Origin of the sequence: Mesorhizobium sp., from assembly GCF_005063415.1 — a bacterium.
Lineage (GTDB): Bacteria > Pseudomonadota > Alphaproteobacteria > Rhizobiales > Rhizobiaceae > Mesorhizobium.
In genome coordinates this window covers 25,702-45,447 of sequence record NZ_SUEG01000008.1, presented here as the reverse complement: position 1 = coordinate 45,447, position 19,746 = coordinate 25,702, and the positions used below count along the sequence as shown (strand labels likewise).

The following is a 19,746-nucleotide window of genomic DNA, read 5'->3' as shown; positions in this document are numbered from 1 at the left end:
CCAGAGTGGGGCTGGTGTGAGAATGAATTCGTGCGTTGATCTGCTGCGGATCGAGGATGTTGGCATCTCTTTTGCCATTATCGGGGGACCGTTGCATGCCGTCAGGCGTGCAAATCTTCGCGTCCTGCCCGGCAAGGTTACCGCGCTTGTGGGCGAGTCCGGTTCCGGAAAATCGGTTCTCAGCCAGGCAGTGATGGGCATTTTGCCGAACACAGCCCATGTTCGCGGCCGTATCCTGTTTTCCGATCCTGAAAAGCCCGGCACGACGCAGGATATCCTGCAGATGCCGCGTGACGGACCCGAAATCCGCGCGTTGAGAGGCAGCCGCATTGGCAAGATCTTTCAGGAGCCGATGACATCACTGTCGCCGCTGCACACGATCGGCAATCAGGTCAGCGAATCCCTGCAGATTCATACGCCCATGGCTCGGGTGGAGCGCAAGGCGCAAGCCGAGGAAATGCTCAGCCTTGTCGGCTTTCCCAATCCCAAGCGCGCCTATGACATGTATCCGTTTGAACTTTCGGGAGGATTGCGTCAGCGCGCAATGATCGCCATGGCGCTTATCTGCCGGCCCGCCCTGTTGATCGCCGACGAGCCGACGACGGCGTTGGACGTCACCATCCAGGCGCAAATCCTGCAATTGCTGCGCGAGCTTCAGACGAAGCTGAACATGGCGATGCTGCTGATCACGCACGACCTTGGCGTAGTCGCCAATGTCGCCGACGAGGTGGTGGTCATGTACCATGGCGAGATCATGGAAGCGGGACCTGTGGAGGCGATATTCCGCCGTCCAGGCCACCCTTACCTGAAGGGCCTGATGGCAGCCGTTCCGCATTTCGACCTGAAGCCTGGCGAAAGGCTAAAGGCGCTCCGCGAGGTGCCGGTGAATGTCGGGAACCTGCTCGGCAAGCAGACGGCGCCGGCATCGAAGGGGCCGGACGACCTCCTGCTGTCGGTCAGGGATCTGACAAAGACCTTCACGATCCGCAAGTCCGGATGGTTCGGCGGAGATCATCAAACCTCTGTTCGCGCCGTGGACGGCGTGAGCTTTGATATCAGGCGGGGTGAGTGCCTGGGTCTTGTCGGCGAAAGCGGCTCCGGCAAAACCACCGTCAGCAAGATCCTCATGCGGGCTGTCACCCCTAGCGGCGGCTCTGTGATCTTCAACGGCCGCGATGGTCCGATCGACGTCTTGGAAGCCGAGGGAGACGCGCTGCGCCTGTTGCGCGCGAAAATCCAGATGGTCTTTCAGGATCCGGTTTCGTCGCTTTCACCTCGCATGACGGTGGAGAACATCTTGAGCGAGCCGCTGGAAATCCATCAACGCGGCAATGCCGCGTCCCGACTCGCCACGGTCAAGAGCCTGATGCAGGCAATCGGGCTCGATCCGCGCTTCATCAAGCGTTATCCGCACAGTTTCTCCGGCGGGCAGCGTCAGCGTATCGGCATCGCGCGCGCGTTGGCGCTGGGGCCTGAACTCCTGATCTGCGACGAGCCGGTTTCGGCGCTCGATGTCTCTGTCCAGGCGCAGATCCTAAACCTCCTGAAGGACCTGCAGAAGGAGCTGGGCCTGACCTACCTGTTCATATCCCACAACCTGGCGGTGGTGGACTACATGGCAGACCGCATCGCGGTGATGTGCGGGGGGCGTATCGTCGAGCTTGCGCCGCGCGAAATTCTGCTTAGGAAACCGGTCCACCCCTACACGCGCTCACTGGTCGCCGCAGTACCTTTCCCCGATCTCGACAGGCCGATGGATTTCAAGACACTGAAGCTCAGCGGCGCTTCCGACACCAGCGCATGGGGACCGCAATTCCACGACGAGGGCGACGAGGATATGCTGTCGCCGCTCGATCTTGGCGGCGGCCACCTCGTGCTGGCTCGACGTTCGGCCGATGTCAGCGAGCTATGCCATTGATCAGCCGGCGGACCGTCCTTGGGCTCATGGCTTCGGCATTTCTGCCGGGCACGTTGCGCGCCGGCGATCTGGAGCCGGAATTTCTTGAGCCGCAGCTGAAGGCCAGGGCGCTGCCGGCACTCGCTGAACGCCTGCCCAAGCGCCCCCGCGCGTTGAATCTCGCTGCGATGGGCCGGCAGCCGGGCCAATATGGCGGCACGCTGCGCACGATCATCGGCAGCCAGAAAGATATCCGGATGATGACGATCTACGGGTACGCTCGCCTGGTCGGCTATGACGAAAAGCTTAACTTGCAAGCCGACATTCTCGAAAGTTTCGATGTAGCGGATGATCGTGTCTTCACTTTCAAGATACGGGAAGGGCATAAATGGTCTGACGGTAGCCTGCTGACGCCGGAGGATTTTCGCTATTGCTGGGAAGATGTCTGGCTGAACGATGAGCTTTCGCAAGGCGGGCTCGCCCCGGCCCTGCTGGCAGACGGCAAGCCGCCACGCTTCGAGATCGTCGATCCGTCGACGGTCCGCTACAGTTGGGATGCGCCCAATCCCGACTTCCTGCCCAAGCTCGCCGCTGCTTCGCCCCTATCGCTTGTTCTGCCCGCCGCCTATCTCAAGCAGTTCCACAAGAAATACCAGGATCCATTCCGGCTCGCCGGCCTAATGAAGGAGAACCGCGCCCAGAAATGGACGCTCTTGCATATCCGCATGTCGCGGCAGTATCGCCCGGAGAACCCGGAACTGCCGACGCTCGATCCCTGGCAGAACCGGACCAAGCCGCCGGCTGAGCAGTTCGTCTTCGAGCGGAACCCGTTCTTTCATCGAATAGACGAGAATGGCCGGCAACTGCCCTATGTTGACCGGATTGTTATGAATGTCAGCTCGTCGGCGATCATTTCCGCCAAGACCGGTGCGGGCGAGAGCGACCTGCAATGCATGGGAATTGACTTCAGCGATTACTCCTTCCTGAAGGACGCGGAGAAACGATACCCGGTGAAAATGCATCTCTGGAAACGCACGCAGGGTTCGCGGCTGGCGCTGCTGCCCAATCTGAATTGTGCCGACCAGTTGTGGCGTGGCCTTTTTCGTGACGTGCGCGTGCGCCGCGCACTTTCGCTCGCTGTGGACAGGCGCGAGATCAATTTGGCTGTGTTCTACGGATTGGCGCAGGAAAGTGCCGATACGGTCCTGCCGGAGAGCCCGCTCTACCGGCCGGAATTCGCGAAAGCCTGGGTCGCCCATGATCCCGACCAGGCCAATGCCCTGCTCGACGAGGTCGGGCTTCAGGCGCGTGACGATGACGGCCTGCGGATACTTCCCGACGGACGCCCGGCGCAGCTCGTAGTGGAAACGGCCGGCGAAAGCACGCTGGAAACCGACGCGCTCGAGCTCATCACCGATCACTGGCGCAAGATCGGCATCGCCCTGTTCATCCGGACTTCGCAGCGCGACATCTTCCGCAGCCGCGCGCTTGGTGGCCAGATCATGATGTCGATGTGGTCGGGCATCGACAATGGCGTGCCGACCGCCGACATGAACCCGTACCAACTGGCCCCCACCGTCGACGACCAGCTGCAATGGCCGCTCTGGGGTGCTCACTACTTGTCTCATGGCAAGGTCGGTGAAGCGCCCGATCTTCCGCCTGTGGTCGAGTTGATGGCTTTACTCAAGCGCTGGAACGCATCGACCGAAGCCACGGAGCGCGCCGAAATCTGGAATTCAATGCTGTCGATCTATACCGATCAGGTGTTTTCGATCGGCACCGTGAACGGAACGCATCAGCCGATTCTGGCGTCCTCGCGGCTGCGCAATCTGCCTGACAAGGCGCTCTACGGCTACGACCCGACCGCGTATTTCGGTGTCTACATGCCGGATACATTCTGGCTTGGAGAGTCCTGAGCGTGCTTCGATATTTTGTCTGGCGCATCGCCGTGATGGTTCCAACGCTGCTGGTCATATCGGCACTGGTGTTCACGATCATCGAACTTCCACCAGGCGACTATTTCGACAGCTATGTTGCCGAGCTTCGGGCTCAGGGCGAAGCGGTGGATTCCGATCGCATCCAGATGATGCGCAAGGAATATGGTTTCGACCAGCCACCGGTCATTCGCTACTTCTACTGGGTCGGCGGGATGCTGCACGGCGATTTCGGCTATTCCTTCGAATATGAGCTGCCGGTTCGCGACGTCGTCGGGGACCGAATGTGGCTGACCGTGCTGGTTTCCTTCGTCACGATCATCTTCACCTGGCTCATCGCCTTTCCGATCGGCATGTACTCCGCTACGCATCAATACAGCTGGGGCGACTACGGCCTGACTTTCTTCGGCCTTCTCGGCCTTGCCATTCCGAACTTCATGCTGGCGCTGATCCTGATGTATTTCGCCAACATCTGGTTCGGCACGTCCATCGGCCATCTCATGGACCAGCAATATCTCGGCGAGCCGATGAGTTGGGCCAAGGCGAAGTCGATCCTCGCCCATCTCTGGATCCCGGTCTTGATCATCGGCACCGGGGGCACGGCAAGCATGATCCGGCGGCTGCGCGCCAATCTGCTCGATGAGCTACATAAGCAATATGTCGTGACCGCGCGCGCCAAAGGCCTTCATCCCTTCAGGGCGCTGGTCAAATATCCGCTGCGCATGGCGCTCAATTTCTTCATTTCAGACATCGGCTCTATCCTGCCGGCCATCATCTCCGGCGCCGAAATCACGGCGATCGTGCTGTCTTTGGAAACGACCGGGCCGATGCTGATCAAGGCGCTGCAAAGCCAGGACATGTATCTGGCGGGGTCGTTCCTGATGTTCCTCGCCTTCCTGACGGTCATCGGCGTCCTGATTTCCGACCTGGCGCTGGCGTTACTTGATCCGCGAATTCGTTTGCAAGGCGGCAGCACCAAATGAACACGCCATCGCCGCTGCCCGCTCCGGGTGCCCCACTGCAACACTACGTTTCCATCGAGCCCTTTGACCTGCAGTCCGTCGAGGCGATGACGCCGGAGCAGGAGAAGGTCTTTCAGGCGTCGCAGTTGCGGCTGATGTGGTGGAAATTCCGTCGGCACCGGCTTGCCCTTCTATCCGGCATATTCCTGGCAGCGCTTTATTTCGGGATACTGATCTGCGAATTCCTGGCGCCCTACGATCTGCACACGCGCAACATGGACTACATCTATTCGCCGCCGCAGCGGGTGCACCTGTTCCACGACGGCCAGTTCGTCGGCCCGTTCGTCTATGGCCGCCAGATGACGCTGGATATGGACACGCTCAAGCGGAACTACATCGAGAAACAGGATGATGTTCAGCGGATCCGTTTCTTCTGCAAGGGCGACAGTTACCGGTTCTGGGGCCTGATCGAAGGTGACAGGCATTTTGTCTGCCCCGCCGAAAACGGCCAGCTCTTTCTGGCCGGCACTGACAGGCTGGGGCGCGATGTGCTCTCGCGCATCATCTATGGCGCACGCATTTCACTGACAATAGGCCTCGTCGGCATCAGTTTCAGCTTCCTGCTCGGCATTGTCATCGGCGGACTGGCCGGCTATCACGGCGGTATCTTCGACCTGATCGTTCAACGGATAATCGAAGTTCTGCAATCGATCCCCAGCATTCCGCTATGGCTGGCTCTGGCGGCGATCATGCCGATTACCTGGAGTCCGATCCTGATCTATTTCGGCATCACCGTCATCCTCGGGCTGCTCGACTGGACCGGACTGGCGCGGGCCGTGCGTTCAAAGCTTCTAGCCTTGCGCGAGGAGGATTACGTTCTGGCCGCGCAGTTGATGGGCGCCAGAAGCAGCCGCATCATCGGGCGGCACCTCATTCCCGGCTTCATGTCGCATCTGATCGCGACGGCGACGATCTCCATACCCGGCATGATCCTGGGCGAGACGGCGCTGAGCTTCCTCGGGCTCGGCCTGAGGGCACCGATAACCAGCTGGGGCATCCTGCTCACCGAGGCGCGCAGCGTCAGCGTGATCGCGTTCTATCCATGGCTGCTTTTGCCGATGCTCCCCGTCGTTCTCGTCATCTTGGCGTTCAATTTCCTCGGCGACGGGTTGCGGGACGCCGCGGACCCATACAAGTGACATCGCTGTTCGGCCGCGCCAGTGCCGCCAGCCGCGAAATGCTCTGGTCGGGGGCAGTTGATTTCGTGGACTGGTTCAGGACATACAATCGCACATGAGTCGCCTCGACAGTTTCATCCGGAGGATGACCGCACAGCGCGACATACTCGATCATGTCTGCGCCGAGGTGGCTAAGATGGAGGGGCCCGTGCTCGAACTCGGCCTCGGCAATGGCCGGACGTTCCACCATCTGCGCGAGCGCCTGCCCGGACGCCGGATCGTAGCGTTCGACCGCGCACTTGCCGCACACGCGAGCTCAATTCCCGAAGCTGAAAACCTCGTGCTTGGCGAAATACGCGAGACGGCGAGAAGGTTCATTGGCATCGACGCCGCTCTTGTTCATGCCGACATCGGCACCGGCTATGAAGATCGCGATGCGGTGACGTCTACCTGGCTTTCCGATCTGACCGCGCGCCTGCTTCGCGTCGGCGGCATCGCTGTCAGCGGCACGCCGCTCGATCACCCGCAGTTGCAACGCCTCCCGCTGCCGCCTTCGGTGCCCGCCGATCGTTATTTTATCTACAGGCGCGTGTGAGGGGCCGGGACGACCCAAATCTTCAGGGGCCAAGTCTTCAAGGGATCGTATATACTGCTATCTCCCGCTCAATGCCGCGCAGCGAGACCTCGTGGGGCACGGGCGTCAGCGCGTTCCTGTGCAACAGATCGGCGGTGAGATTGTCGTCGACCACCGCCCGAGTGGCGAAGATAGCCTGTGCGTTGGCAAGGTTCTGCACCCGCGAAGCAATGTTGACCGTCTGGCCGAAATAGTCCTGTCGCTCATTCATAGACACGGCGATGCAGGGGCCGGCATGGACTCCGATCTTGAGCAGCAGATCCTCGCGCCCGCTCTTGTCGTTGAGCGTACGCATCGCATCGCGCATCCTGAGGGCTGCAGCAATCGCACGATCAGGCGTCGCGAAGGTCGCCATCACCGCATCACCGATCGTCTTCACCACCGCGCCTGCCTCCGCCGCGACGATCTCGTGCAGAACCTGGAAATGCTCGCGCACGAGATCGAAGGCTGAAAGGTCGCCCACCCGCTCGTAAAGCTCGGTCGATCCGCGCAGGTCAGTGAACAGGAACGTCAGGCTGGTGATCTTCAGGCGCTGATTGATGTCGAGTGTATCCGTGCGATAGAGATCGCGGAACGTCTGGTTGGTGAGCAGGCGCTTGGCGGTCAGGAAGGGCCGGCGTTTACCCAGGAAATCATGCAATGCCGGGCCGGCTATGAAGACCGTCGGCAGCACGCGGGTGTCGGTCCTGTTTTCCAGCGAAATGCGCAACGGGCCGGGTTGCATCTCCAGCGTCTGGTTCTGGACATGGTCGCGATCGAAGATCAAAGAGAGGCTCCGGCGCTCCTTTGTTGGTTCGCCCTTCCCGTCGATGAACTGCGCTGAATGGGTGACCGGCTCGAAGACGATGATGAATTCGGACGGAAGCTGTATGGGCAGAACCGCCTTTTCACCGGGCGCAAGCTCGATATCCTCCAGCGAGAACGCTTCCATCTTTTTCGCGAAATCCTCTTCCGGCAGATCGACGCCGGACGCCCAGTAGATCTGGCGGAAATATTCCACCACCGGCAGTTCGTGTGGATTGTGGGCGGCAATCCTGCGCACGCGGGGACTGACGGTGAATGTCACCTCGACCATCTCGTCGAGGGTCGGCGAATAGCCCTCGGAGCACAGCGCGCAGGTGTATTCGTCCTTTTGCAGGGTTTTCAGCGTGGCGTTGGTGTCGAGCACGCCGCCACAGCCGGGGCACAGAACATTCCAGGAAATGTCGAAGATGCCCACCCGCGCCGCATGGAGAAAGGCGCTTATGGCGCGCTCCTCGTCGAGGCCATGCTTGCTGGCGAAGGCTGGCGCGTTGATGCGGCAAAGTTCGCGGTCCTCACCCTCCGCGATGGTTCGCTTGATCGCGTCGATCGCCTGTGGATCGACATCGGCCGATTGTCGCAGAAGCGAGAACAGATCCTGAGCTTCGTTCATCGTGCAGGCTCCGGAAAATGCGCCCCAAGGCGTTTTGACCCGACCGGTCTTTGGTCCGACTGCTCCATCTTACTTCGAAACGGCCCGTACGGCCATTCGAATGGCTAAGCTTGGTGACCGTTCAATTCCATTCGGCGGATTTTAACCGGCCGCAAGCAGCACTATGATGCTCCATGGAGCATTCATCTTTGGGATTTTCTCCCATGCCGACATCCGACAACCCGCCATTTCCCGCGGCCCTGCGCCTTTTCTCTGCGGTGGTCATCATCGTCCTGATCGTAGGCGCCGGCCTGTTTTTCATGCCTGTGCTGGTGAAACCGGGCTGGCCTTGGGCCGTCACGCCGTTCAATGCGCGCTTCCTCGGCGGCTTCTACACCGCCGAAATGGTCGTGATGGCGGCGCTGCTGGTCTGGAATCGCTGGTCGCCCGGCAGGCTCGTGCTCGTCATGGCCTTCATCTTCACCGTCATCGTGTCGGTGGCTTCGTTCATCAATCTCGGCTATTTCAACTTCGAGCGCAAAGCGCCCTGGCTGTGGTTTTTGGTCTATCTTGCTTCGGTCGCGGTATCCGGGCTGTTTCTGTGGCGGGCCAGGGCCCGTCCTTCTGCAAAGGGCGTGACCTTAAGTCCCGCATGGCGCGGCTACATGCCGGCGGAATCCGCGATCCTTGGGCTCTATGGCGTCGGCCTGTTGGCGTTTCCCCTGACATTCAGCGGCATCTGGCCATGGCCGATCGATGCCTTCCACGCTCAGGTCTACAGCGCCATCTTCCTCGCCGGTGCGGGCGGTACATATCTCGTCTGGAGAAGCGCGCCGCGCGAGGAACTGCTGGTGCTCGGGCTGGCGCAGTTTCTGGTTGGCCTGCTTGCCATCCTGGGCGTCGTCATCACCGACGCTGCGCTGCACCGGATCGACTGGACGGCGACCGGGACATTGTGCTGGCTCGCGCTTTTCGGCTGGATCGGCATCAGCGGCGTCTTCAAACTCTACGCCGCCTCCCGGCATTTTAGCTCGCAATCGGCATCATAGGTGCAGAGACGGCTGGATTTTCAGGTGACGTCCGGTGCATCGTACCGGGCCGATTGCCTTCGCCGGGAACGCCATGACCAGCACGACCTCGCCACCCTCCGAGAAAATCCAGCCGCTGCTCCGGTCCGTCCGGCCAAGCGATGCGGAGGCGCTTTGCGCTATCTTCAACATGCCGGGCTTTCGCTGGGGCACGCTCAGGATGCCTTTCGAGATGGTGGAGCAGGTGGCGCGGCGCATCGCCAAGTCCGGCCCGGAAACCACCTGGATCGTTGCCGAGCTGGACGGCAAGGTCGTCGGCCATGGCAGCCTGGTCGTGCAGGGTTCGCCGCGCCGTTCGCACATCGGCGAGATCAATATCGGCCTTGACGATGCCTTTGTCGGCAAAGGTATCGGCTCTGCCATACTTGGCGCGCTGCTTGACGTAGCCGACAACTGGCGCGCCCTGAAGCGGGTCGAATTGACCGTCTATGCCGACAACGAACCGGCCCTCCGTCTCTACAAGAGCCACGGCTTTGAGGTCGAAGGCCGGCATGTGAAGGCCGGCTTTACCGACGGGCAGTACCACGACCTCCTGAGCATGGCCCGGCTGCGGTTCTAAGGTCAGCTGTTTGCCTCAGCTGTTTAGCCAATCTGACAATTCGTGCCGGGTCAGCGAACAGGTGATTGCTCATGGAGAACTGCGTAGGGCACGGTCACACCATCTTGATCGAATTGACAATCTGTGTGCGGGCCGGCCGCATCCAGCAAGTCTGGTCTCTCCCTTGGCGTTTGCACCGCAAGCGGCTAGACGGGACCAATGACCGCCGTCTTTGACCCAAGCCCTACGCCTCCGGCGGAAATTCTGGCTGTGCTGTCGCTGCTCTGCCCGGAGGTCGTGCGCGACATCGAGCAGAACTGGAATGCACCGGTTTCCGACTACGCCCGCCATCTGTGGCGGCCGGTGGCAAGGCCTGCATCGGGCCCGGCGATCGCTGCCCGCTCGATCCTGCGCGAGGTCCTGCATCAGCGCCTCGGTAGGATTATGCAGCCTGAGGAGATCGGCAAAGCCCTCGACGAGTTCGAGCACAGACCGGTGATTCAGTCCGGCCTGCACTGCCTGCTTCTGATGGACCGGGTCACCTTCGATGCCCTCCTGCTTGCCTGGCTCGGCGCGGTCGAAAACGGGCTGTCGGCCTTCGTCGGCTTCATGGGAACGACAATGACCATGGAGACAGTTGGCCGGGAGGGGCCCGGATGGCTCGATGTCGGCGACGACAAGGTCAACCTGTTTGGCATGGGCCGCCACAAACTGTGCCGCAAAAGCGCCTGCGTGGCCGGTCCCGTCTCCCTCAACAAGCGCGCACTCGAAGCGGTGGGCGACGAAACGGATGCCAGCCGCTGGCTGGGCACCCTGCTTGCCAGCCAGGACAAGGTGTTTGGAACCGCCGCCGATGCGCTGACAGCCCTCAACGAGGATCTGGTCGCCAATTGGGATCGTGCCGGCATGGCCCTGCCGGTTTTCATCGATGATCGGGCCGCCGCGGCTGCCATGGCGCGGCATCTAGAATGTGACGGCAGCCTTCTTTCCAGGCTGCTCATTGAACCCGAAAGACGCCAGCGTCTCGAACATGCCTTGCAAGAGGCCGCATCGAGCCCATTTGGCAGATTCCTGCCCAATGCCACGGACTATTTCTGGGGCATCCGCGAGGAGCGCGTGCGCAAGCTCGTTCTCGAGAACGGGCACCTGATCGAGCCCGACAGGCCGCAAGGTCTTTCCATCCCCTTCGAGCGGCCGTATCTCAGGCAGGCGCTGCTGGACGGCGTGCTGCTGCCGAACTTGTTCCTGACGTTCCTCGTCCTTGCCATATTGCCGCGCGTGCGAGTCGTGGGGGGCCTGAGACAGATTGGCTATGTAGCGCTTTTCCACTCGGTCCTTCTGGCCGCGCTGGACGAAAACGCGCCGGAAGAGCGCGATCTGGCTGCGGAGCTGCAGGTTCGGGAAAATGCCTGGGGCATGCGGGTCATCGATGAAAAGATCTCGGTCCGCGAGCAGCTTGCCGGCCTGCCGGAAGGAGCGCTCTTCCCGGACCTGCTCCGGCAATACCGATTGCGGACATTTGCCGAGACGACCGACGACCTGAAACTGGTTCGCGAAAACGCCCGATGGCGCAAGATCGGCCGGGCAGAGATCAAGGCGACCTGAGCCTTACTTCAAGCCTTATTTCAGGTTGATTTTCTGGTGCGCGGCCGCAAGCGACGGCGACTATCGGTGAGCCTCTGGCGTCTGGTCCGGCCGCTTCCTTGACGCTGATGCGTTTGGGATTTCAACGACGGCTTCCGCCTCGACAATCATATGGCTTGCCTGGAAGCTGTCTGCAGTTCAAGGCCTGACCTGACTTGGCCTCACCTGTCATTGCACGACACCGGCCTTGCGGAACCCGTCCACCACGAGTTCGAAATCGGCAACGACAGCTCTATCACGCTTTCGGACGTACGACACTGTCACGCCGCGCGCCCGCTCTGGGTCAAACTTTGCGGTTTAAGGCGGCGCCCGGAACGGGCAACTCGCGCCATATCCGGACCTTCAGTGATGCCGTGAATGTTAAGTCTCGGCTCCGATGCGGACGTTCCGTCCGAGTTCGAAGACTGACCGCGACCGTTCTACGGCCTCCGCATCGATAGCGCCAATGAGCGACGTCCGCATCCCACTCCTTGCATCCATTGGGAGGGGTCGTTGTGGGCCAAGCCTTACTACCCCGGCTTGCGACAAAGCCGATCCAGCGCGTCTCGAAGTGCAGTGGCGGCATCGCCACGCTCGTCAGGGGACATCAGCTCCGGTTCAAGTTCCAGCCTGAAGTGCGGCAGCTCGGTTCGAACGGCATGACGAGCGGCCGCCAGATTGGCCTTCAGATCGATGACGCGATAGGTGGCGACGGGATAGGCGATCCCCTTGACCTGGACGTGCCCCAGCTCCTCACAGTCGATTGAGTCCTTCACTTGCGCAAACGTCTCGTAGGAAATGAGGATGGCCCCCGGCGGCGCCTCCTGCTCCAGACGCGAGGCGAGATTCACGGCGCCGCCGATTATCGTGTAGTCCATCCTGTCCTCGCTGCCGAAGTTACCGACGGTGCAGTAGTCGGTATGGATGCCGATGCGACAGCGCAACGGTGTTTCGATCCCCATGTCCCGCCAGACTTCGGCAAGCTCGCTGATCCGCTTTTGCATTGCAAGTGCCATCTGCGCGCAAGCCAGCGCGTCCTCCTTGATGCCGCGAGTCTCGGGATCGCCGAAAAACATCAGGATCGCGTCGCCGACATATTTGTCGATCGTCGCGCCGTGATCCGAAGCAATTTTCGACATTTCCGTCAGATAATGATTGAGGAGTTGGGTGAGATCCTCGGATTCCATTTTGTCAGTGGTCTCGGTAAAGCCCGCGATATCGGAGAAGCATATTGTCAGTTTCTTCCGCTGGCTGGCGATCCTGACCTCCTGGCGGCCGGTGAATATCGAGCGATACACTTGGGGCGCCAGATACTTCGCCAGCTTGCTGGAAAGCGCCTCCAGAACCACGGATTTCTCGGCGAGGTTCTCCTCCCTTTGCTTCAACTCAGTGATGTCCGAATAGACGGCGACCGTGCCGCCGGCGCTGATCCGCCGCTCGCTGATCATGACCCACCGCCCGTCGCCTCGCCGCTGCACCCAAGGTTCGCCAGGCTTGCGGTGCCGAGCGAGGCGCTCGGCGACCCACTCCTCGACCCGCCCCTCGGCGTCCCTGATGTAGCCGCGCTCAGCGGATCGGCGAATGATTTGCTCGAATGTCGTGCCGGGCGTCAGTTCGGTCTCCAGGCCGGTGTAGAGCAATTCGCGGTAGCGGCTGTTGCTGAGGACGAGCCGGTCCTCCCCGTCGTACAGAGCGAATCCTTCGGAGATGCTTTCGATGGCATCGATGAGCCGTTGACGAGCTTCCGCAACGTCGCGCAGGTTCTTTTCCTCGACCTCGACAGCAGTATCCCGGAAGAGTCTCAGCGCTTCGGCCATGCGCCCGATTTCGTCGCGGCCCGCGGCTGGCAGCGGCGCACGAAGGTTGCCCCCCGCAATTGCGAGCATGCCCTGGCTCACGGCCCCCAGTCGGGCGAGGAGGCTGCGGTCGACATAGAGCCAGACAACCAGAACCGAACTCAGGAGGCTGAGGAAGGCGGAGCCGAGCACAACCGCGGTGCCGTAGCGCTGGACGAGCGCGGCTTCGCGACCGGACGCAGCGATCTCCTGGTCTGCCGTGGCGACCAGGCGATCGACGCCAGCGGTGAGATTGCGCGACAGTCGATTGTTCTCGGCCAGAAGCCTTTCACCCTGTGCCAGGACAGCAAACTCGTCCTCCCGCGCCTTGGGGATGCTGTCCTCGCCGTCGGTCAAACCCTTGAATTCGTCGACACGCTGCCGGAAGCGGGTCCGCAGCTTTTCGTCGATCTCCGTGGAAACCTTTTCAAGAGCAGTGAGCGAACGGCGTAGCGGAAAAAGGATCAACGCCAGGTCGCCCGGCGTCGGCGCGTTCGCGACCTTCACCAGCGCGTCGTTGACAGCCGAGATCTCCAGCTGCGCCTTCTGCTGGGGGATATAGGCCGCAATCGCCTGGACCAGGTCGGCCATCGCCGCTGCGCGTCGATCGGGCGACAGCGACGTGTCGGCCGCGACCGCCCGCCATTGCGGGAGCCTGGAATCCATCACTAGGATGCCGGTGGCGACAAGGCGCTGGCTTCCGGTCGTCGTCGCGGCGAGGCGGTTCAGGAGCGCCTCCTTGCGGGTGACCACGTCGAGCCGGGCGACAACAAGAGAGTCGAGCTCCTTCAGGTTGCGCCTCAGAACAATCGCGGCTTCCTCGATCTCGGCCAAAGGCACTGTGCCCAACGTGGTGCCCCGGAGGTCCGTGCGCAGGGCCTCGAGGCGGGACATCTCGAGCGCGACGGCAGCCGAGACCTCGCTGTGCTGAGCCCTGCTTGTCGCTGCCAGCACCGATGGCGCGGCAGCAGCGACCCGTTCGGCCTGGCGCGACAGCTGGAGGGAGGCGAGCGCCGAGGGCACTCGATCCGTGGTAATCCGGTCGACGACGTCGCCAACCTGGAGGAAGGCATAAAGCGCCGCAGCGGTTGCCAGCACCGCAAGGGCGCTGATCCCGAAAAAGGCGAGCAACAGCCGGCCGCGTATGCCGAGGCGTTCAAGCATCTCGGCGAGTCGGAACAGTCGGGCCACACTGGTCTGCATCAGACTAGACGTCCCAGCCGGCACGCCGGCCATCAACGAACCCTATTGAACCGGCACGTACTCTCCGCCGCGCCAGACGTACCAAACCCAGCTCTGCTTCGTGAGGTCGCCCTTGTCGTCGAAATCGACCCGGCCGATGACGGTGTCGAATTCCCGTTCGTGCAGTGCCGCAATGACGGCCTTCGGCTCCAACGAACCTGCCTTCGAGACTGCCTGGGCCCAGACCTGGACCGCGCAGTAGCTCAACAGCGTGTAGCCCGCGGGTTCGAAGTTCTCCGCACGGAACTGCTCAACGACCGCGGCCGCTTCGAGGCCTCGCCTGGGGTCCGCCGGGAACGTGAAGAGGGTCCCCTCCGCCGCGGGGCCGGCGATCAGGGCAAATTCCTCGGTCGCCAAAGCATCTCCGGATATGAGCTGAACCGTGTAGCCACTGTCGTGTGCAGCGCGAGCAATCAGCGCAACCTCGGCATGATACCCACCCACATATAAGGCGGAGACGCCGGCGGTCTGCAATGCAGCGACCTCGGCCGAATAGTCGTCCTTCCCGGGAATGTATGCGTCGTAAACGGCCTCAGTCACGCCCCGCTTGTTCAGCTGCTTCCTGGTCTCGTCGGCGAGACCCTTCCCATAGGTCGAGTTGTCGTGGAGGATCGCAATCTTCTTGTTGCCCCAGCGATCGGCAAGGTAGTTGCCGGCGATGAAACCTTGCGCGTCGTCGCGGCCAATGGTGCGAAAGACATTGGCACGGCCCTGTTCGGTCAGCTGCGGATTGGTCGAGCCTGGGGATATCTCAACGACGCCCGCCTCCTCGTACACTTTTGATGCGGGGATCGAGGCCCCGGAGCAATAATGCCCGACGACGAGCACGACCCCGTCAGCCACCAGCTTCTTGGCGGCCGCCACAGCTTGCTCGGGATCGCAGAAGTCGTCGACCGAGATGAGCCTCACCTTCTGGCCGAGGACGCCGCCCGCAGTGTTGACGTCGGCCACCGCCATCTCTGCGCCGCGCTGTCCCTGCTCGCCGATCCAGGCTAGCCGTCCCGTCATCGCAGCCGAGACGCCGATCAGCACCTCCGCCCGCGCGGAGCTGAACGCGGCCGCGAGAACTAAGATCACTATGGCGATGATGCGGTGCATGTGCGCACCCCTTTAGCTGTAGCTTACGCCAATCCCGCCAGAGCCGACAGCCCCTTCGGCAAGCGCGACTATCTCGGCGTCGTTCGCGGATCCGACAACTATTGCGCCTTCAACAATGCCTGCCCGCAGCGCTCTGCCACAGGATCCGCACGGGTCGCACGATGCCCATTTGCGCTGCCGCTTGCCCGTCGACGGCTATCGGTGCATCCTTATGAATAGCCTGGCCGTGAAGTGCGGGCGAGATCACGCCGTCACGGCCACCAGTGAGGTCTTGTTCGATGGACTGCTCGGGCTGCGGTTTCGAGATTGAGGGCGGTTACGCCTTCTGTCCGAGGTGTGGCAGGCGCCAGCCCGTGCCATGCGCCAGTTGCGGCTACCCCTGCGCACCTGATTTCGAGTTCTGTCCGAAATGTGGGGCAAGCGTCGGTGCGTCCGCAAAAGCCGTCGAACGGCCTGCTCCGACACCAAGCCGGACCATTGTGCCGCCTTCTCGAACTCCGTCGCTGCTTCCGAACATCGAAAGCGAAGAAGGGCCGCATCCCGTCTCTGACGCCGATCGCCGGACGGTAACGGTGCTGTTCGCCGACCTTTGCGGCTTCACGACACTCAGCGAGCAGCTCGACCCCGAGGTCATGCAAGCGCTGCAGAACAAACTGTTCAAGGAATTGACGTCGGCCGTGCGAAACTTTGGTGGTTTTGTCGACAAATTCATCGGCGATGCACTGCTGGCTTTGTTCGGTGCGCCGGTCGCGCATGAGGACGATCCGGAACGTGCGCTTCGCGCCGCTCTCGACATGATCGCCCGGACGGCGCGGCTCGGCGAAAGCACTCCCCACTCCGGCTCGCCTCTGTTACTCCATATCGGCATAAACACCGGTCCGGTCGTTACTGGCGGATTGGGCATCGGCACCGCGAGATCCTATTCGGTGACCGGCGACACAGTGAATACGGCGCAACGCCTGCAATCGCTGGCCGCACCGGGTGAGGTGCTGGTAGGCGAGCTCACTCACAGGCTGACCCGGCATGCCTTCTCTTACGAGTCGCTGGGCGATGTCGTGTTTCGCGGCAAGGCTGGCAGCGTTCTCGTCCATCGACTGGACGCACCGCTTGCGACGCCGCGTGCAGCGCGCGGGCTCGAGGCGCTCGGCCTCAGTGCGCCGCTAATAGGTCGTGGTGCGGAGCTCAATAGAATGCTGGCGAGCCTTGACCAGGCGTGCGGCGGCTCGGCCCAACTTGTCCGCCTCGTCGGAGAAGCCGGTATCGGGAAATCGCGGCTGGTGAAGGAGTTCGTCGCCCGCGTCGGCGACGAGGATCGTTTTCGCAACGTCGCCGTGCGGCAGGCCACGTGCTCACCGCTGGGTGAGCAATCTTTTGGCGCCTTGGGCGCTGTGGTGCGCAGCGCCGCCGGGATGATGCAAAACGACAATGGGGACGAAATGCGGGGGAAGCTCGCAGGCTTGCTTACCGATCTCGGCCTGCAGGGCGAGGAGGCGATGCGGCTGATGCCTTTGCTCTACCATGTGCTCGGCCTTGGCGACCCCGATGCCACCTTGCAGCATGTCGAACCCGAGCAGCTGCGGCGGCAAATTCTCTACGCAGTCCGCACAATCATCGAACGGCGGCTTGCGTTGTCGCCGCTGTTGATTGTCGTCGAAGACCTGCACTGGGCCGACGCCGTGTCGCTCGAGGCACTACGTTTCGTGATGGACAGGTTGGAACGTACACGGTTGATGTTGCTGGTCACGCATCGTCCGGCGCCGGACAACGACCAGCTCGACTCAAGTCGGGTCAGTCACACAGCGCTCAGGCTTCCGCCGCTCAACAGAGATGACGGACGCAGCCTGCTGGCAGCGCTTTTCGGCGAGAGCTGGGTAAACTCCGCAGGAGGGCTTCTCGACCAGATCCTCGAGCGCGCGGGCGGCAACCCCCTTTTTGTAGAGGAGATCGTTCGCGGCCTTATCGATCGCGGTGTACTGATGCGAGAGGGCCAGCGATGGCGGGCTGTGGCAGGCGAAGTCGCAACCGGCATCCCCGCCACTATCCAGGCAATGTTGCTTGCCCGCGTCGACCGGCTGCCCCAAGAGGTGCGCCGGTTGGCCCAGGAGGCCGCGGTAATCGGCCCGCGCTTCGATGCCACACTTCTGAAAACCGTGACAGCCGACCCCGCCCGGCTAGAAGCCGGCTGCGAACTGCTTTGCGATGCGGAAATCATCGAGGAAGTTGCCGGATCAGGCTCGGTCTCGTCGCAAAGCTACCGCTTTACGCAAACATTGCTGCAGGACGTGATCTACCAGAATCTGCTCCTGCAACGCCGGACCGACATCCACGGGCGGGTCGGAGCTGCCTTGGAGCAACTGTGCGGCGACAAGCCGGAACGGCTCGAGGATTTGACCGTGCTCGGTCATCATTTTGCACAGAGCGCCGAGCGGGAGAAGGGCGCGCACTACCTGCAGGCGGCGGGCGATCGCGCTCGTATAATATACGCCAACGACGACGCCCTTCGTTTCTACGAGCGAGCACTGACTGCATTGGACGCGATCGGGCAGACACCGCTCAAACTGGCAATTGCGGAGCGCATTGCCGATTTGAGCGGCCCGGCAGGCCGCCGCGAGATCGCGCACCACCACTACGAGACGGTGTTGCAGGCATACCGCGAGTCGGCCAATCGCGTCGCCTCGGCGCGAGTTTTGCGTAAGATCGGCCGGCTGCTCTGGGACGTCGGCAAGCGGGACAAGGCAGAACCTCGCTATGCTGAGGCGGCAGCGCTCCTCGATGGAGCGGATGCCCCGATCGAGCAGGCGCATCTGTGGCAAGAACGTGGCCGGCAGGCGTTCCGTAGCGGAGATCACGCTCTCGCGGCAAAATGGGCAGACGCGGCGCTGGATTGCGTACGCACTCTGACAACGGAGCATGTCTCCGAGGTAGGGCGTGATGCCACTCTTGTGACCGCCGAGGCACTCAATACCAAGGCTGTCGCGCTGGCTCGCCTTGGGCGAAACCGTGAGGCCGTGCGTCAGGTTGAGCGCAGCATTGAATTGGCCGAAGCCGCCGGTCTGCTGGGCGCGGCCTGCCGCGGCTACACCAATCTCGGCGTGCTTTACACGACCATCGATCCGGCACAGGCGATGGAGGTCTGTCGGCGCGGTCTTGAAGTGGCGCGCCGTATTGGTGATTTGGGTTTCCAGGCGCGCCTTCTCGCCAATCTGGCTGTCGCTTGTTGTACTTTCACGGATCGCTGTCCAACGGAGGGCGTGCCTGCTGCCGAGAAGGCCATCGAGATCGACCGGGCGCTCGACCAGCGCGAGCACCTGCCGGTGCCGTTGATCGTGCTTGGACAGATCCACCAGTGCAACGGCCGTCCGGACCTGGCGGTTGGGTTGTTTCACGAAGCACTGGACGTAGCCCGCGAAACGGGCGAACCCCAACTGCTGTTTCCGTGCTATGATGGTCTTGCAACGCTTAATCTCGACCTCGACAATCTGGCCGAGGCCGAACGCTACTTTTCCCTGGCGCAGGGTATATGCGCCCAGCACGGGCTCGACCCGGAAGCGCTTGTGGTGCTGCCTTTTCTCGACTAGCCGGGGTTGGAGGTTGGAAATGTCCGCGCGTAGTGACTTGGTGCCGCTTCAACCGGGCGACCGTGCGCCGAACTTGGTACTCGACGCCATTACCCAGGAAGGCAAGATCGCGCTTGACGACTTTCGCGGCCAAAAACCGGTGCTGGTCGGCCTGTTTCGAGGTCTGCATTGTGCGTTTTGCCGGCGCTATATCGCCGCCCAGGCGCGGCTTGATCCGGAGCTGCGCGAAAAGGGCGTGGAGAGCCTGACGGTGGTCAACACGCCGATCGAACGGGCACGTCTCTATTTCCGCTACCATCCGATGCCGAATCTGCTTGCGGCCTCCGACCCTGAACGTGCTTCACATCGTGCCTTTGGGCTGCCCAATCTCGAATTCACCCAAAACGAGACGAACTGGCCGTACAAGGTCTCGATGGCAGCGGCAAAGGATATGCGGGTCGACATACCCGGCGAGTTGCCCGGTCCTATGGATCCTTTGGTGGCCAGCGAATTCCTCAACAAGAAGGACCATTACGAAGTGACCGAAGCCGACGAGCAGATGATGGCAACAGGACACGGACAACTGGTCGGTCAATTCCTATTGGACCGGCAGGGGATCGTCCGCTGGAGCTTCACGGAGGTTCCAGAGGGTGGGCGATACATGTTTGGAAAGCCAAGCCCGCAGGAGCTGATGTCAGCCGTGTCCCAAGTCGCCCAATAGACTTGCGAACGAGGTAAACGGGCGGGATACTGACCAAAAGCGGAAC

The 19,746-nt window shown here is 61.9% G+C and carries 13 protein-coding genes; 10 read left to right on the top strand and 3 right to left on the bottom strand.

The features are described from left to right. The first annotated feature begins 22 nt into the window (after positions 1–22). The 5 genes from E5W70_RS04305 (at position 23) to E5W70_RS04285 (ending at position 6,566) form a co-directional block, all read left to right on the top strand. Entirely contained in the window at positions 23–1,918 is a 1,896-nt protein-coding gene (locus E5W70_RS04305; RefSeq protein ID WP_292654328.1) for an ABC transporter ATP-binding protein, read from the top strand. Further along, positions 1,915–3,813 carry an ABC transporter substrate-binding protein gene (locus E5W70_RS04300; RefSeq protein WP_292654326.1) on the top strand — a complete coding sequence of 633 codons (1,899 nt, stop codon included), beginning with the start codon at positions 1,915–1,917 and terminating at the stop codon, positions 3,811–3,813. Before E5W70_RS04305 ends, E5W70_RS04300 begins: the two co-directional genes overlap by 4 nt. A 2-nt stretch (positions 3,814–3,815) precedes the next feature. After that, positions 3,816–4,814 carry an ABC transporter permease gene (locus tag E5W70_RS04295; RefSeq protein WP_292654323.1) on the top strand — a complete coding sequence of 333 codons (999 nt, stop codon included), beginning with the start codon at positions 3,816–3,818 and terminating at the stop codon, positions 4,812–4,814. Then, on the top strand, positions 4,811–5,992 hold the full coding sequence (locus E5W70_RS04290) for an ABC transporter permease (RefSeq protein ID WP_292654321.1): 1,182 nt from the start codon (positions 4,811–4,813) through the stop codon (positions 5,990–5,992). The genes E5W70_RS04295 and E5W70_RS04290 overlap by 4 nt, the downstream gene beginning before the upstream one ends. A 94-nt stretch (positions 5,993–6,086) precedes the next feature. Further along, positions 6,087–6,566: a class I SAM-dependent methyltransferase gene (locus E5W70_RS04285; protein ID WP_292654320.1), complete on the top strand. Its 480-nt coding sequence runs from the start codon at positions 6,087–6,089 to the stop codon at positions 6,564–6,566. Between the two features lie 37 nt (positions 6,567–6,603). On the opposite strand, the gene E5W70_RS04280 is transcribed toward E5W70_RS04285, so the two are convergent. After that, positions 6,604–8,019: an adenylate/guanylate cyclase domain-containing protein gene (locus E5W70_RS04280; RefSeq protein WP_292654317.1), complete on the bottom strand. Its 1,416-nt coding sequence runs from the start codon at positions 8,017–8,019 to the stop codon at positions 6,604–6,606. Between the two features lie 203 nt (positions 8,020–8,222). On the opposite strand from E5W70_RS04280, the gene E5W70_RS04275 reads away from it, so the two are divergent. The 3 genes from E5W70_RS04275 to E5W70_RS04265 all read left to right on the top strand — a co-directional run bounded on the left by E5W70_RS04275 (position 8,223) and on the right by E5W70_RS04265 (position 11,229). Then, on the top strand, positions 8,223–9,047 hold the full coding sequence (locus E5W70_RS04275; RefSeq protein ID WP_292654315.1) for a hypothetical protein: 825 nt from the start codon (positions 8,223–8,225) through the stop codon (positions 9,045–9,047). A gap of 73 nt (positions 9,048–9,120) precedes the next feature. Continuing rightward, the gene (locus E5W70_RS04270) at positions 9,121–9,645 is read left to right on the top strand and encodes a GNAT family N-acetyltransferase (RefSeq protein WP_292654314.1); all 525 of its coding nucleotides are present in this window, start codon (positions 9,121–9,123) and stop codon (positions 9,643–9,645) included. A 198-nt stretch (positions 9,646–9,843) separates the two neighbouring features. Beyond that, positions 9,844–11,229: a hypothetical protein gene (locus tag E5W70_RS04265; protein ID WP_292654312.1), complete on the top strand. Its 1,386-nt coding sequence runs from the start codon at positions 9,844–9,846 to the stop codon at positions 11,227–11,229. Between the two features lie 548 nt (positions 11,230–11,777). Here the strand turns inward: E5W70_RS04265 and E5W70_RS04260 are convergent. Next, the gene (locus tag E5W70_RS04260) at positions 11,778–14,246 is read right to left on the bottom strand and encodes an adenylate/guanylate cyclase domain-containing protein (RefSeq protein WP_292654446.1); all 2,469 of its coding nucleotides are present in this window, start codon (positions 14,244–14,246) and stop codon (positions 11,778–11,780) included. Positions 14,247–14,327: 81 nt separating this feature from the next. After that, positions 14,328–15,422: a branched-chain amino acid ABC transporter substrate-binding protein gene (locus tag E5W70_RS04255; protein WP_292654310.1), complete on the bottom strand. Its 1,095-nt coding sequence runs from the start codon at positions 15,420–15,422 to the stop codon at positions 14,328–14,330. Between the two features lie 278 nt (positions 15,423–15,700). Here E5W70_RS04255 and E5W70_RS04250 point away from each other — a divergent pair, with 278 nt between their 5' ends. Together E5W70_RS04250 and E5W70_RS04245 are read left to right on the top strand one after the other, a co-directional pair. Beyond that, positions 15,701–19,000, top strand: coding sequence for an adenylate/guanylate cyclase domain-containing protein (locus tag E5W70_RS04250; RefSeq protein WP_292654308.1), 3,300 nt, complete (start codon positions 15,701–15,703; stop codon positions 18,998–19,000). Between the two features lie 19 nt (positions 19,001–19,019). Then, on the top strand, positions 19,020–19,700 hold the full coding sequence (locus E5W70_RS04245; RefSeq protein WP_292654305.1) for a peroxiredoxin-like family protein: 681 nt from the start codon (positions 19,020–19,022) through the stop codon (positions 19,698–19,700). Positions 19,701–19,746 lie beyond the last annotated feature (46 nt).

Coding starts and splice junctions, on each gene's coding strand:
- E5W70_RS04285 (WP_292654320.1), top strand. CDS start 6,087: ATGAGTCGCCTCGACAGTTTCATCCGGAGGATGACCGCACAGCGCGAC.
- E5W70_RS04245 (WP_292654305.1), top strand. CDS start 19,020: ATGTCCGCGCGTAGTGACTTGGTGCCGCTTCAACCGGGCGACCGTGCG.
- E5W70_RS04270 (WP_292654314.1), top strand. CDS start 9,121: ATGACCAGCACGACCTCGCCACCCTCCGAGAAAATCCAGCCGCTGCTC.
- E5W70_RS04255 (WP_292654310.1), bottom strand. CDS start 15,422: ATGCACCGCATCATCGCCATAGTGATCTTAGTTCTCGCGGCCGCGTTC.
- E5W70_RS04280 (WP_292654317.1), bottom strand. CDS start 8,019: ATGAACGAAGCTCAGGATCTGTTCTCGCTTCTGCGACAATCGGCCGAT.
- E5W70_RS04260 (WP_292654446.1), bottom strand. CDS start 14,246: ATGCTTGAACGCCTCGGCATACGCGGCCGGCTGTTGCTCGCCTTTTTC.
- E5W70_RS04250 (WP_292654308.1), top strand. CDS start 15,701: ATGGACTGCTCGGGCTGCGGTTTCGAGATTGAGGGCGGTTACGCCTTC.
- E5W70_RS04290 (WP_292654321.1), top strand. CDS start 4,811: ATGAACACGCCATCGCCGCTGCCCGCTCCGGGTGCCCCACTGCAACAC.
- E5W70_RS04275 (WP_292654315.1), top strand. CDS start 8,223: ATGCCGACATCCGACAACCCGCCATTTCCCGCGGCCCTGCGCCTTTTC.
- E5W70_RS04265 (WP_292654312.1), top strand. CDS start 9,844: ATGACCGCCGTCTTTGACCCAAGCCCTACGCCTCCGGCGGAAATTCTG.
- E5W70_RS04305 (WP_292654328.1), top strand. CDS start 23: ATGAATTCGTGCGTTGATCTGCTGCGGATCGAGGATGTTGGCATCTCT.